The organism is Pseudomonas sp. LH1G9 (genome assembly GCF_002949975.1).
Lineage (GTDB): Bacteria > Pseudomonadota > Gammaproteobacteria > Pseudomonadales > Pseudomonadaceae > Aquipseudomonas > Aquipseudomonas veronii.
Genome location: NZ_CP026880.1, coordinates 3988812 through 4002416, shown reverse-complemented (window position 1 = coordinate 4002416; position 13605 = coordinate 3988812). Strand labels below are relative to the sequence as shown.

Genomic DNA, 13605 nt, shown 5'->3' with positions numbered 1-13605 from the left:
GCCTTGGCGCAAGCACTCATCTTGTTTGTAGCAAGCTACAAAAATTGTAGCTCCTTCGACACAAAACCGTCTGATATCCGCGCAAACCCCCAGCACCATTGGGTGCTGGCCAGTTGGCACAGTCCCTGCTCTACACCTTCTGCAAGCGCACAGAGCGCGCTCCTCCTCAAGGTAAACGCAGATGATCCACTGGCATATCGTGTGTGACTTCGACGGGACCATTACCCCCACCGATGTCATCGACAACGTCCTCCAACGCTTCGCCGGCCCCGAGTGGGAAACCATCGAGCAGGAATGGTTGGATGGGCATATCGGTTCACGCGAATGCCTGAGCCGCCAACTCGCGCTGATCAAGGCCACCCCAAGTGAGCTGCTGGCGTATTTCGACAGCGTCGAGATCGACCCGGACTTCCCCGATTTCGTCGATCACGTCATTGGCCTGGGGGCCTCCATCGAAGTGGTCAGCGACGGCATCGAGCAAGGCATCGCGCGGATTCTGTCGCGCAACTACGTGAGCTTGCTGCCGATCCTCGCCAACCGCCTGCGCCAGGTCGACCAGAACAGCTGGCGCATCGACTTCCCGTATGCCAGCGATGCCTGCCGTGCCGCTTCCGGCAACTGCAAGTGCAAATCCACCCCGCGCAACAAGCGCGTGCTGGTGATCGGTGACGGCAAGTCCGACATGTGCGTGGCCTCCACCGCCGACTTCGTTTTCGCCAAGGGCAGCCTTGCCCGGTACTGCGAGGCCAACAACATTCCCCATGCGCGCTTCGACACCTTCGCCGAAGTGAGCGCATTGCTGGCCAAGCTGCCACAGGGCATCGCCGCCAACGCCACGACCTTTGCCCCTACTGACCTCTCTATTGAAAATCAGGAACTCTTCCACCATGTCTGATATCCGCATCGCGAGCGCCGAAGACCAGATTCTTCTGGATAAAGAAGCCAAATACTGCTCTTACGGCGACACCGTTCACTACATCGAGCCACCGCGCATTTTCAGCCGTTGCGAAGGTTCCTACGTGTGGGACACCGAAGATCAGGCCTACCTCGACCTGCAAATGTGGTACTCGGCGGTCAACTTCGGCTATGCCAACCCGCGCTTGAACAATGCGCTGAAACAGCAGATCGACACCCTGCCGCAAATCGCCAGCCAGTACCTGCACAAAGGCAAGATCGAGCTGTCGGAAATGATCGCGGTCGACGCCAAGAAGAAGTTCGGCCTCGACGGTCGCGTCCACTTCAACGTCGGCGGTTCGCAGTCCATCGAAGACTCCCTGAAAGTGGTGCGTAACGCTACCAACGGCAAGAGCCTGATGTTCGCCTTCGAAGGCGGCTACCACGGCCGCACCCTCGGCGCGTCGTCGATCACCTCCAGCTACCGCTACCGTCGTCGCTACGGCCACTTCGGCGAGCGTGCGCAGTTCATCCCGTTCCCGTACCACTTCCGCGGCCCTAAAGGCATGACCAAGGAAGAATACGGCAGCCACTGCGTGCAGCAATTCGCCCGCCTGTTCGAGACCGAATACAACGGCGTGTGGGACCCGAAAGTCGGCCAGAGTGAATACGCCGCGTTCTACGTCGAGCCGATCCAGGGCACCGGCGGCTACGTGATCCCGCCGATGAACTTCTACCGCGAGCTCAAGCAGGTGCTGGACCAGCACGGCATCCTGATGGTGTCCGACGAAATCCAGATGGGCTTCTACCGCACCGGCAAGTTGTGGTCGATCGAACACTTCGACGTACAACCCGACGTGATCGTGTTCGGCAAGGCGCTGACCAACGGCCTCAACCCGCTGGGCGGCATCTGGGCCCGTGAAGAACTGATCAACCCGAAGATCTTCCCGCCAGGTTCGACCCACTCCACCTTCGCTTCCAACCCGTTGGGCACGGCGGTAGGCCTGGAAATGTTCAAGATGACCAACGAAGTCGATTACGGCGCGATGGTCATGGCCAAGGGCAAGTTCTTCCTGGAAGGCTTGCAGGACTTGCAGAAACGCTTCCCGATCATCGGCGACGTCGACGGCCTGGGCCTGGCCCTGCGCTGCGAAATCTGCGGCCCGGATGGTTTCACGCCGGACAAGGCGACCCTGGACTACATGGTCGAAGAAGGCATGAAAGGCGACATGGTGGTGGACGGACGCAAACTCGGCCTGATCCTCGACGTGGGCGGCTACTACAAGAACGTGATCACCCTGGCACCGTCCCTGGAAATCAGCTACCCGGAAATCGAACTGGGCCTGAAGCTGCTCGAGCAACTGCTGGTGCGAGCGACTAAACGGTGAGCAACGTCGGGATCGACCTCGGTGAGGGTGATGCCGGCTTCGTTCTCGGTGAAGGGCCGGTCGGCATCCTGTTGATCCACGGCCTGACAGGCACGCCGACGGAACTGCGCCAGGTCGCCAAGGGCCTGGCCAAGGTGGGTAATTGCACGGTGTACGTGCCCACCCTGGCCGGGCACTGCGGCGACAACAGCGACCTGCAGGCCACCGGCTGGCTGGACTGGTACGAAGGGTTGCGTCGAACCTTCGCCCAGGTTCGCCAGCGCCATGAACAGGTGTTTGTCGGCGGTCTGTCGATGGGTGCGGTGATGTCGATGTACCTGGCCTCGGAGCATCCGGGCCAGGTCGCCGGGCTGCTGATGTATTCGACCACCTTGAAGTACGACGGCTGGAGCATCAACAAGCTGGCGTTCCTTACGCCGTTGCTGATGAAAATTCCGTTCGGCGTGCATATCTGTCGCTTCGAAGAGAAGCCGCCCTACGGCATCAAGAACGAACGCCTGCGGGCGATCGTCGAGCGGCAGATGAAGGAAGGGGAGAGCAGCGAGGCTGGCCTGCTGACCATGGAGGGCATCACGGTGCGCGAGTTGCACCGGATGAACGCCGTGGTCAAGAAGCGCATGCCTCAGGTCAAGGTGCCGGCCCTGGTGCTGCATTCGATCGAGGATGACATCACCAGCCGCTGGAACGCCGATTACGTGGAACGTCACCTCGGCGGGCCGGTGACCAAGATCCTGCTGGACAACTGCTACCACATGATCACCGTCGACCTGCAATACCGCCGGGTGATCGAGTTGAGTGCGGAGTTTGTCGAGCTGCACACCGCTTCCGTGGACGCCGGTGCGTTGTGGCGAGGGCGCTTGCCCGCGTCAGGCAGCGAAGCGAGCCTGGAACCTGCCACCTCGTTCTAGTTGTAAGGACCGCGTGTCATTGAGGGGGCTGCTGCGCAGTCCAGCGGGAGTACGCTCCCTCGCTACAAAGGATTCGATGTGATAACCACCCAAGCCTTCCCGACCATCCGGGCCATCCGGCGCAGTGCCTGGAACGACTGTTTTCCCGGCGCGCTGGAGGACTGGGACTACTACGTTGCCGTGGAAAACGCCGCGATCGACGATTTTCAATGGCGCTACCTGGCGGTATTTGAAGACGGCGCGCTGGTGGCCGTGGCGGCCGCGTTCATCACCCATTACCGCCTCGATACCACGGTGTCGGGCGTCGGTAAGCGCTTGACCTCGCGGCTGGAGCGGCTGTGGCCGGGTGTTTTGCAAGTGGGGCTGTACGCCATCGGTTCGCCGGTGGCCGAGCGTTGTGACGCTGGGTTTGCCAGTGGCGTGCCTGAGGTTCGGCGCGCGCTGTTACTCAAGCACCTGCTGCTGGCGGCGCGCCAGGACGCCGATGAGTTCGGCATCGGCCTGGTGGCGGTCAAGGATGCCCCGACGCAGGACCCGCACTGGGCCGACAGTTGCCGCGCGGCTGGCTTTCAAAGCATGCCGAGCTTGCCCACGGGCTTATTGCCGCTGCCTTACGGCTCGGTGGACGCTTACCTGGGCTCGCTGGGCAAATCCACGCGCAAGGACTTGCGGCGCAAACTGCGCGCGCCAGGCCCAAGGGTGGAGTGGCGGCGCAACATCGACGATGTGCTGCCCGAGGTCATGCGCCTGTACGAAGCCACGCTGACCCGTGCCGAGCTGCAGTTCGAACGCTTGCCCGCCAGTTATTTCACCGGCGTGCTCGAACGCCTTGAACAACGCGCGGTCTGTGTTCTTTACTGGGTCGACGAGCACTTGGTGGCGTTCAACCTGATGCTGGTGGACGAGCATCGGCTGGTCGACAAGTTCTTCGGGCACGACGTGGAGTTTACCCGTGACTACAACCTCTACTTCCGTAGTTGGTTGACCAATGTCGACTACTGTATCCAACACAATATTGCGTTGTATGAGTGTGGCCAGGCCGGATATGCCAGTAAGCTGCGGCTGGGGTGCGAGTTCCAGGGCAACAGCCTGTTCTTCCGCCACCGTAACCGGCTGGTCAACGGCCTGCTCAGACTCGTGAAAATGTTTCTTCGACCGGATCGTTCCGACCCTGCCATGGCTGCTGCGATAAGCGAAACCTGATGATCACCAAGACCCGCCAGAAAGCCCGCCCCTTTGCCATTTCGCGCTGGAGCGTCCAGCGCAAGTTGGTGCTGGCGTTCTGGCTGGTCAGTGTGATTCCGACCATGATCGCGGCCGAGCTGGCCGCCACCACGCTGTCGCAGATTTTCGACAGCAACGTGCGGATCTGGCTGCAGGAATCGACCAAGATCGTCAAGGACGAGATCGGCGACATCCTGCATGACAACGCGCGCATGGCGAAATTGTTCCTGCGCTACGCCAGCCCGCCCTCCAGCCGGGAGGCGGCCAAGCACGACAGGCTCGCCGCCGATATCGCCGAAGCCACGGACATCGACGTGGTGGCCCTGATTCGCAGCAGTGACCACCGGGTGGTGTTCAGCACCGCGCCCAATGACATCGTCAAGCAGATCAACCTGACCAGCAACGCCGCATTGCAGACCGTGCAAGTGGCGGGGGTGAATACCGGCATCGTGGTCTCGACTTTCGAGACCAGCCAGGACGGCGTTGACTACGTGCTGCTGGTGGCCACCTACCTGGACAGCAGTTTCCTCACCAGCGTAGCCGACGTACATTCCCTCGACCTGCGCCTGTACCTGGCCAACCCCGGCGGTTTCTCGGAAATTTTCTCGACCCAGCGCTTCATGGATCACCCCTCGCACATCCCGAAAGGCGTCGAAGCCGAGATGCGCAGCAGCAAGCAACCCAGCGAACAGTTCACCAACAAATACAGCGGTTTGTACTGGCCGATCTTCAACGATGCCGGCGAGCTGCAAGGCGTGATCTTCAGCGGCCTGCTGCGCCATACCAGCCTGGTCGGGCTGGTGAACCAGAGCAACCTGTTCGTGCTGATTTTCCTGCTCAGCTCGGCACTGTCCCTGGCGGCGGGGCTGCTGGTGTCGCGGCGCTTGACCCAACCGTTGCGCGATCTGTCCCAGGGCGTGAGCGCCGTGATCTCGGGCAATTATGCCCACCGTGTGGTGGTCAGCGGCGGCGATGAGCTGGCGCAATTGAGCAGCACCTTCAACCATATGACCGAACGGCTGGGGGAGTTGCATCACCTCGAAGCCCAACTGCGTCGGCGCGACCGCCTGCATGCCCTGGGCGAAGTCGCCATGGGCCTGGCCCACGAAATCCGTAACCCGCTGGGGATCATCAAGACCGCCACGCAACTGCTGCACCGTCGCACCGACTTGCCGGAAGCCGACAAGCGCCACCTGGAATATGTGATCAGCGAAGTCAGCCGGATCAACGACCTGATCACCGAGTTTCTCGATTTCGCCAAACCCAACGCGCCGCTGCGCGTATTGCAACCGGCGCGCGCGCTGGTGGAGGAGATCCTCGGCTTCTGCAGCCCGGAACTGGCCAGCCACAAAATCGACGCCCACATCGACGACCAGGCGCCCGGCGCGACCATCTATGCCGACGCCAAGCAGCTCAAACAGGCCTGCCTCAACCTGATTCTCAACGCTATCGATGCAATGCCCGAAGGTGGCCGCCTGACCCTGGGCATTCGTTCGATGGGCGACAACACGGTCATCAGCGTCGCCGACACCGGCCAGGGTATCCCGGCGGATATGATCGAGCGCATCTTCACCCCGTTCGTCACCACCAAGGCTTCCGGCACCGGCCTGGGCCTGGCCAAAGTCTATTCGATCATGGAAAGTCACGACGGCAGCATCGAATGCATCAGCGAGAATGATGCCGGCGCTACGTTCAGCCTGTACATTCCGGCAACCGGCGAAGACGACGAGGACACTCATGACGCATAACATATTGGTGGTCGACGACGAGCCCAAGCTCTGTGACCTGTTGTCGTCGGCCCTCAGCCAGAATGGCATCCAGGTGTTCACGGCGGGTAACGGCCTGCACGCGCTCAAAGTGCTGGAGCAGGAAGACATCGACCTGGTGATCAGCGACTGGCGCATGCCGGGCATGGACGGTCCGGCGCTGCTGGCCGAGATCAAGGCGCGCTATTCCCAGGTGCCGGTGATCGTGATGACCGCCTACAGCACGGTGAAAAACGCCGTACAGTCGATGCGCAACGGTGCGTATGACTACATTGCCAAGCCGTTCGATATCGACGAGCTGGACATCACCGTGGCCAAGGCCCTGCAGTTTCGCGACATCATGCGCGACAACGCCCGCATGCGCGCCGAGCTGGACGAGCAGGCGCAGTTCGACAGCCTGGTGGGCGACAGCCCGGCGTTTCGCAAGGTGTTGCAGGCAGTGGATTCGGTGCGCGACAGCAGCGCAACGATCCTGCTGACCGGCGAAAGCGGCACCGGCAAGGAAATGGTCGCCCGCGCCATCCACAAGCACGGCAGCCGGGCCGACAAACCGTTCGTCGCGGTCAATTGCGCGGCGATTCCCGAAGGGCTGCTGGAAAGCGAAATGTTCGGCCATCGCAAGGGCGCCTTCACCGGTGCCGTGGCCGACCGGGTCGGGCGTTTTATGCAGGCCGACAAGGGCACGCTGTTTCTCGACGAAGTGGGCGACATGCCGCTGGCGCTGCAGGCCAAGATTCTGCGCGCCTTGCAGGAGCGGGTGATCGAGCCGGTGGGCGACCCCCGCGAGCGCAAGGTGGACGTGCGCGTGATCGCCGCCACCAACAAGAACCTGTTGGAGGCGGTGGCCAACAAGGAGTTTCGCGAGGACTTGTATTACCGCCTCAACGTGTTCCCGATCCCGCTGCCGCCCTTGCGCGAGCGCGTGGAAGACATCGCGCCCCTGGCCCGGCACTTCGCCCAGACCTTGAGCGTCACCGCGGGTAAACGCATCACCGGTTTCAGCCCTGAGGCCTTGCAGGCCATGACGGCGTATCACTGGCCGGGCAATATCCGCGAGCTGCAGAACTGCGTGGAACGCGCGACTATCGTGGCGTCATCGCCGGTGATTGAAGATATCGACTTGCCGGGTTATCTGTTCGCGTCCAAGCCCCGCGAGGGCGGCGTGACGGCGATCCTCAGCGACGGACCGGGCATTCCCCAGGACCTGGATGCGGCGCTGGCGGAGGTGGAGAAAGCCTACATCCAGGCGGCATTGCACGAGAGCAATGGCGTACAGGCGGCGGCAGCGGCGAAGATCGGGATTTCCGAGCGCAGCTTCTGGTATCGCCTGAAGAAGCTGGGGATTCAGGTCGACAAAATAGTCCGCTGAGTTGCCTGGCACAGCACTGTTCTAAATGTGGGAGGGGGCTTGCCCCCGATAGCAGTGGGTCAGACAGCCTATGTGTCTCTGATCCACCGCCATCGGGGGCAAGCCCCCTCCCACGTTTGGATTGTGGTGTGTCAGGTCTGCAGGCGTACCCAGACGCTGACCAGAACAGTCGCTGCCATCAACCACGCTAGCGCTGCTACGGCTAAAGAGGCTTCCAGGCGCAGGCGGTCGACCAGCACGTAGAGCGTCGCCAGGTACACAAAGTACGGAATGATCGACCACATCCCGAACAGGATGGTGGTCTTCAAATCGTCCACCGAACGGCCTTTGCCGACGATGTAATGGGCGATCAGCGCAAAGGTCGGGAACAGCGGCACCAACCCGGCGATGTAGTAATTCCGGGTCTTGGCCAACGCGGCCAGTATCAGCACCACCGCCGCGCCCAGGGCGGCCTTCAATATCAGATCCACGCGCGGTTCCTCAGTGGCTCAAACCGTATTTCTTGACCTTGTCGAACAGGGTGGTCTTGGCCATTCCCAGTTCCTGGCTGGCCTGGGTCAGGTTGCCGCCGCTGCGTTGCAGGGCGTCGTTGAGCAGGTTGCGTTCGAAGGCTTCCACCGCTTCGGTGAAGGCCAGGCCCTGGCTGCCGCTGCTGGCGCCGCTTTTCTTGAAGGCGGGCAGGCCCAGAGCGAAGCGCTCGGCGACGTTGCGCAGTTCACGCACGTTGCCCGGCCAGTCGTGGCTCATCAGGTTGGACAGGGTCTGGTTGTCGAGGTCCGGCACGCTGCGGTCGAAGCGCAGGGATGATTGCTGCAGGAAGTGTTCGAACAGTTGCAGGATGTCTTCGCGGCGTTCGCGCAAAGGCGGCAGTTCCAGGGTCACGACGTTGAGGCGGTAGTACAGGTCGCTACGGAACTGGCTGGCGCGGCTCAATTCGTCGAGGTCGGACTTGGTGGCGGCGATCACCCGGCAATCCACCGCCACGCTCTGGTTCGAACCCAGGCGTTCGAGGGTGCGTTCCTGCAACACGCGCAGCAGCTTGATCTGCAGGTTGATCGGCATGCTTTCCACTTCATCGAGAAACAGCGTGCCTTCGTGGGCGTGCTCGATCTTGCCGATCCGACGTTTGCCGGCGCCGGTAAAGGCGTTGGCTTCGTGGCCGAAAATCTCGCTTTCGAACAGGTTCTCCGGCAGGCCGCCGCAGTTCAGCGCGACGAACGGGTGAGCGTGGCGTCGGCTGAAATCATGCAGGCACCGCGCGACCAGTTCCTTGCCGGTGCCGGTCTCGCCTTCAATCAGCACGTTGGCCGAGGTATCCGCGACGTTGGCGATCAATTCGCGCAGGTTCTGCATTGCCGGCGAGCGGCCGATGATGCGTCCTTCCAGGGAGTCGCGCTCGGCCAACTGGCGGCGCAGGGCCCAGACTTCCCGCGCCAGCCCGCGCTGTTCCAGGGCGCGGCGCGCGACGTCGACCAGGCGTTCGGGAGAGAAGGGTTTTTCCATGAAGTCATAGGCGCCGTTGCGCATGGCGCCGACCGCCATGGAAATATCGCCGTGCCCGGTAATCAATACCACCGGCAGGCTTTTATCCAGAGCCTTGAGGCGGGTGAGCAGTTCCAGGCCGTCGATACCCGGCAGGCGGATATCGCTGATGACGATGCCGGCAAAGTTCTCGCCGATGCGCTTGAGCGCCTCTTCGGCACTGCCCACGCCGACGCTGGGGATGTCTTCCAGTGCCAGGGCTTGCTGGCAGCCGAGCAGCACGTGGGGGTCGTCTTCGACGATCAGGACGGTGAGGTCAGGGTTTTTTTCTACGTTCATGACGACTCGGCTGTTTGAGCGCCCACCAGCGGCAGGCTCAGGACAAAGGCAGTACCACCACCGACGGGATGCTCCACGGCGAGGTTGCCGCCGGTGGCCGCGGCCAGGCTGGCGGACAACGTAAGGCCAAGGCCCAGGCCTTGCTCGCCGGGTTTGGTGGTGAAGAACGGTTCGAACAGATGCTTGCGCGCCTCGGGGTCGATGCCATGGCCGTTGTCGCGCACCTGCAGGCGGTATTTGCCGTCGGCTTCGTGGCCTTCCAGCCACAGTTCCGGCGCCGGTTGTGCTTGCATGGCATCGAGGGCGTTGCCGATCAGGTTGACCAGGATCTGCTCCAGGCGCGTCTGGTCGATCTGCAATTGGGCCGGGGCAAAGTCGCGGTGCAGCGTCAGCGGCAGGCTGTCGAGGCGTGCGCCGAGCACTTGGAACGCGGCATCCACGGCCTTGCCCAGGTTGGCTTCGCCCTGGTCGTCGCCGCGCCGCGCGAAGGAGCGCAGGCTGGCGGTGATGCGGCCCATGCGGTCGATCAATTCGTTGATGGTCTTGAGGTTGGCGCTGGCGGTATCCAGCGCGCCGCGTTCGAGGAAGCGCACGGTATTGCCGGACAAGGTGCGCAACGCGGCGAGGGGTTGGTTCAATTCGTGGGCGATGCTGGTGGACATCTGGCCGATGGCCGCCAGTTTGCCCGCCTGCACCAGCTCATCCTGGGCGCGGCGCAGGGTTTCCTCGGCCTGGCGGCGCTCGCGAATCTGCCCCTTGAGGCGCTCGTTGCTCGCGCGCAGGTCGGCGGTGCGTTCGGCAATCCGGCGTTCCAGCTGGCTGTTGGCTTCCTGCAAGGCTTCCCGGGCGGCGAGGCGGGTGGCGATGACTTTGCGTCGTTCGTTCCAGGCAATCAGCAGGAGCGCCACCAGGCCAAAGGCGACGGCCACCAGGATGCCCTGGTTGATCGCTGCACGGCGCAGGTCGTTGAGCGGGGTGAGCAGGGTGAAATTCCACGGCGTGTCGCTCAGCGGCCGGGTCTGGGCCAGGTAGCTGACTTCGTGCTCATCGGCCACCACTTCACTGTTGGCCGGAAAGGTCAGTTTTTCTGTGCCTTCGTTGAGGCGCTCGCGGGCCAGGGGCTCCAGCTCGTTCAGCGTCGCCCAGTAATATTGCAGGCTGTGCGCCAGGCGGTCCTTGGTCTCATCGCTCAGGGGGCGCACGGCCTTGAGGCGGCGGGCCGGGTCGCTGGAGAGGATGATGATGCCGTTCTCGTCGCTGACAAACGCTTCGAGACGCGCGCGTTTCCAGCGTTCCTCCAGGGCTTCGAGGCGGACCTTGACCACAGCGACGCCAATGATCTTGCCGTGCTCTTCCAGGCCGTGGGCCAGGTAGTAGCCGGGTTCGCCATTGGTGCTGCCGATGCCATAGAAACGCCCGGGCTGGCCGCGCACGGCGTTCTGGAAATAGGCGCGGAAGGACAGGTCTTCACCCTGGTAGCTGTCGGCATCGCGCCAGTTGCTGGTAGCCAGTACGCGGCCGGTGGTGTCCATCACATAGATGGCCCGACTGCGGCTGCGCCGGTTCAGACCTTCGAGGTAGTCGTTGACGGTCTTGCGGGTGTCCTGGTTCGGCTCGGCCAGCAGCGTGGACACGCTGGATTCGAGTTCCAGGAGGCTGGGCAGGTACGTGTATTTGCTCAGTTCGCTTTCGACGGTGCGGGCATGCAGCTCCAGCTGGCGTTCGCCGGTATCGCTGAGGGTGCGGATGCCATAGTACTCACTGATCCAGAAGCCGATATAACCCAGGCCGATCATCAGGGCGATGATCAACGGCGGCAGGAACAGTTGGCGGATCAGACGAGGCTTCACGGCAAGTGATGGCGGCGCGGCGCGATAGAGGTTGGGGTCGCATTTCATCACAGATGCCTTGGGTCAGCTACCGCTCACCCCTTCCTGTAGGAGCGAGCTTGCTCGCGAAAAAACCAAGGGCACCGCGTTCATCCAGGATGTGCGCTTCATCGTTGCCGTTTTTCGCGAGCAAGCTCGCTCCTACAGGAGGAGCAAGCTGTGGCTTTTTTAGTGCTGCAGGATTTTCTCGAGGAAGTGCTGCGCGCGTTCGGAGCGGGCGCTGATGTCGCCGAAGAACTCTTCTTTCGGGCAGTCTTCGATGATCTTGCCGGCGTCCATGAAGATCACGCGGTCGGCCACTTTGCGGGCGAAGCCCATTTCGTGGGTCACGCACATCATGGTCATGCCTTCCTGGGCCAGTTGCACCATCACGTCCAGCACTTCGTTGACCATTTCCGGGTCGAGGGCCGAGGTCGGTTCGTCGAACAGCATGACGATCGGGTCCATGGCGAGGGCGCGGGCAATCGCCACACGTTGCTGCTGGCCACCGGAAAGCTGGCCAGGGTGCTTGTGGGCGTGCGCCGACAGGCCGACGCGATCAAGCAGTTGCAGGCCCTTCTTGGTGGCTTCTTCCTTGCTGCGGCCGAGCACCTTGATCTGCGCGATGGTCAGGTTTTCGGTGATGGTCAGGTGCGGGAACAGCTCGAAGTGCTGGAACACCATGCCGACGCGCGAGCGCAGTTTCGGCAGGTTGGTCTTCGGGTCGGCGATGGACGTGCCGTCGACGATCACGTCGCCTTTCTGGAACGGTTCCAGCGCGTTGACGCACTTGATCAGGGTGGATTTACCCGAGCCGGACGGCCCGCACACCACGATCACTTCGCCTTTTTTAACCTCGGTGCTGCAATCGGTCAGCACCTGGAAGTCGCCATACCACTTGTTGACGTTTTTGATAGAGATCATACGGCAAACCTTTTTTGCAGACGCTTGACCAGCAGCGAGGCGGAAAAGCTGATGATGAAGTAGACGACACCGGCGAAGATCAGGAACTCATTGGAGCGGCCGATGATGTCGCCGTTGGAGCGGGCGGAGTTGAGGAAATCCACCAGGCCCACGGTGTAGACCAGCGAGGTGTCCTGGAACAGGATGATGCTCTGTTGCAGCAGCAACGGGGTCATCTTGCGGAACGCCTGGGGCAGGATGATCAGGCGCATGGTCTGACCGTAAGTCATGCCCATGGCCTGCGCGGCCGCCATCTGGCCCTTGGGGATCGATTGCACGCCGGCCCGCACGATTTCACAGAAGTACGCGGCCTCGAACATCATGAAGGCCACGACGCAGGAGGCGAATGCACCGATCGGCGTGTCTTCGCCGGTGATCCAGCGCAGCACGAAGGGCACCGCCAGGTAGAACCAGGTGATGACCAGCAGCAACGGGATCGAGCGGAAATAGTTCACGTAGGCGCCGGCCAGGCGTGACAGCAACTTGCTGGACGACAGGCGCATCAACGCCAGGATCGTGCCGAGGACAATACCGCCGACCACGCCCATGACCATCAACTGCAAGGTCATGACCATGCCGTTCCACAGGCCGGGGATGGCGGGGATGATGCCGCTGAAATCGAATTCCATTATTTACCCCCCACGGAGATCAGGCCGGGCACTGCGACTTTCTTCTCGACCAGGCGCATCAGCAACATCAGGCTCATGTTCAGGGTGAAGTAGATCAGCGTGGCCAGGGTGAAGGCTTCAAACAGGTTGGCCGAGAATTCGGCGGTCTGCTTGGTTTGCGCCAGCAATTCCATCAGGCCGATCAAGGACGCCACGGAGGAGTTCTTGAACACGTTGAGGAATTCCGAGGTGAGCGGCGGAATGATGATCCGGTAAGCCTGCGGCAGCAGCACGTTCCAGTAGATCTGCGGCAGCTTGAAACCCATGGCGCGGGCGGCGGCTTCCTGGCCACGCGGCAGCGCCTGGATGCCGGTGCGTACCTGCTCGCAGACACGGGCGGCGGTGAACAGGCCCAGGCACACCACAACGCTCAGGTAGGCCGAGGTGGTCGGGTTCAGGTCTTGCTTGTACCAGTCCTGCAGGTTTTGCGGCAGCAGGTCGGGTATCAGGAAGTACCAGATGAACAGCTGCACCAGCAGCGGCACGTTGCGGAACAGTTCCACGTAGCAGGTGGCGATGCCCGATACGATACGGTTTGGCACGGTACGCATGACCCCCAGCATGGAGCCCAGCAGCAAGGCGATGATCCATGCCACGACGGCGATGGCAATGGTCCAGCCCAGGCCGGCGATGTACCAGTCGAGATAAGTCTCGCTGCCAACGCCAGTGGACTTGAAGAACACGCCCCAGTCCCAGTTGTAATTCATTAGGGTCTCCCCTCGAGATCGATCGATGT

At 62.1% G+C, this 13605-nt stretch carries 12 protein-coding genes; 6 read left to right on the top strand and 6 right to left on the bottom strand.

Features of this window, described 5'->3' with window-relative positions; translation table 11 throughout:
• The first annotated feature begins 181 nt into the window (after positions 1–181).
• The 6 genes from C5F70_RS18610 (at position 182) to C5F70_RS18585 (ending at position 7549) form a co-directional block, all read left to right on the top strand.
• Positions 182–895: an MtnX-like HAD-IB family phosphatase gene (locus C5F70_RS18610; RefSeq protein WP_017844599.1), complete on the top strand. Its 714-nt coding sequence runs from the start codon at positions 182–184 to the stop codon at positions 893–895.
• Complete coding sequence (locus C5F70_RS18605; protein WP_017844600.1) at positions 888–2282, top strand: aspartate aminotransferase family protein; 1395 nt, start codon at positions 888–890, stop codon at positions 2280–2282. The genes C5F70_RS18610 and C5F70_RS18605 overlap by 8 nt, the downstream gene beginning before the upstream one ends.
• Positions 2279–3190 (top strand): carboxylesterase, encoded by a 912-nt coding sequence (locus tag C5F70_RS18600; RefSeq protein ID WP_046485794.1) that lies wholly within the window; start codon positions 2279–2281, stop codon positions 3188–3190. Before C5F70_RS18605 ends, C5F70_RS18600 begins: the two co-directional genes overlap by 4 nt.
• A gap of 78 nt (positions 3191–3268) precedes the next feature.
• Complete coding sequence (locus C5F70_RS18595) at positions 3269–4393, top strand: GNAT family N-acetyltransferase (protein ID WP_017844602.1); 1125 nt, start codon at positions 3269–3271, stop codon at positions 4391–4393.
• On the top strand, positions 4393–6162 hold the full coding sequence (locus C5F70_RS18590; protein ID WP_046485792.1) for a HAMP domain-containing sensor histidine kinase: 1770 nt from the start codon (positions 4393–4395) through the stop codon (positions 6160–6162). Before C5F70_RS18595 ends, C5F70_RS18590 begins: the two co-directional genes overlap by 1 nt.
• Positions 6152–7549 (top strand): sigma-54 dependent transcriptional regulator, encoded by a 1398-nt coding sequence (locus C5F70_RS18585; protein WP_104903839.1) that lies wholly within the window; start codon positions 6152–6154, stop codon positions 7547–7549. Before C5F70_RS18590 ends, C5F70_RS18585 begins: the two co-directional genes overlap by 11 nt.
• Positions 7550–7680: 131 nt before the next feature.
• Here C5F70_RS18585 and C5F70_RS18580 read toward each other — a convergent pair whose 3' ends face one another.
• The 6 genes from C5F70_RS18580 to C5F70_RS18555 all read right to left on the bottom strand — a co-directional run bounded on the left by C5F70_RS18580 (position 7681) and on the right by C5F70_RS18555 (position 13576).
• The gene (locus tag C5F70_RS18580; protein WP_162231505.1) at positions 7681–8010 is read right to left on the bottom strand and encodes a GlpM family protein; all 330 of its coding nucleotides are present in this window, start codon (positions 8008–8010) and stop codon (positions 7681–7683) included.
• Positions 8011–8029: 19 nt separating this feature from the next.
• Positions 8030–9310: a sigma-54 dependent transcriptional regulator gene (locus C5F70_RS18575; RefSeq protein ID WP_231590051.1), complete on the bottom strand. Its 1281-nt coding sequence runs from the start codon at positions 9308–9310 to the stop codon at positions 8030–8032.
• A gap of 56 nt (positions 9311–9366) precedes the next feature.
• Complete coding sequence (locus C5F70_RS18570) at positions 9367–11268, bottom strand: ATP-binding protein (protein WP_017844607.1); 1902 nt, start codon at positions 11266–11268, stop codon at positions 9367–9369.
• Between the two features lie 159 nt (positions 11269–11427).
• Positions 11428–12162, bottom strand: coding sequence for an amino acid ABC transporter ATP-binding protein (locus C5F70_RS18565; protein WP_017844608.1), 735 nt, complete (start codon positions 12160–12162; stop codon positions 11428–11430).
• Complete coding sequence (locus C5F70_RS18560) at positions 12159–12830, bottom strand: ABC transporter permease subunit (protein ID WP_017844609.1); 672 nt, start codon at positions 12828–12830, stop codon at positions 12159–12161. The genes C5F70_RS18565 and C5F70_RS18560 overlap by 4 nt, the downstream gene beginning before the upstream one ends.
• On the bottom strand, positions 12830–13576 hold the full coding sequence (locus C5F70_RS18555; RefSeq protein WP_017844610.1) for an amino acid ABC transporter permease: 747 nt from the start codon (positions 13574–13576) through the stop codon (positions 12830–12832). Before C5F70_RS18555 ends, C5F70_RS18560 begins: the two co-directional genes overlap by 1 nt.
• Between the last annotated feature and the right edge of the window lie 29 nt (positions 13577–13605).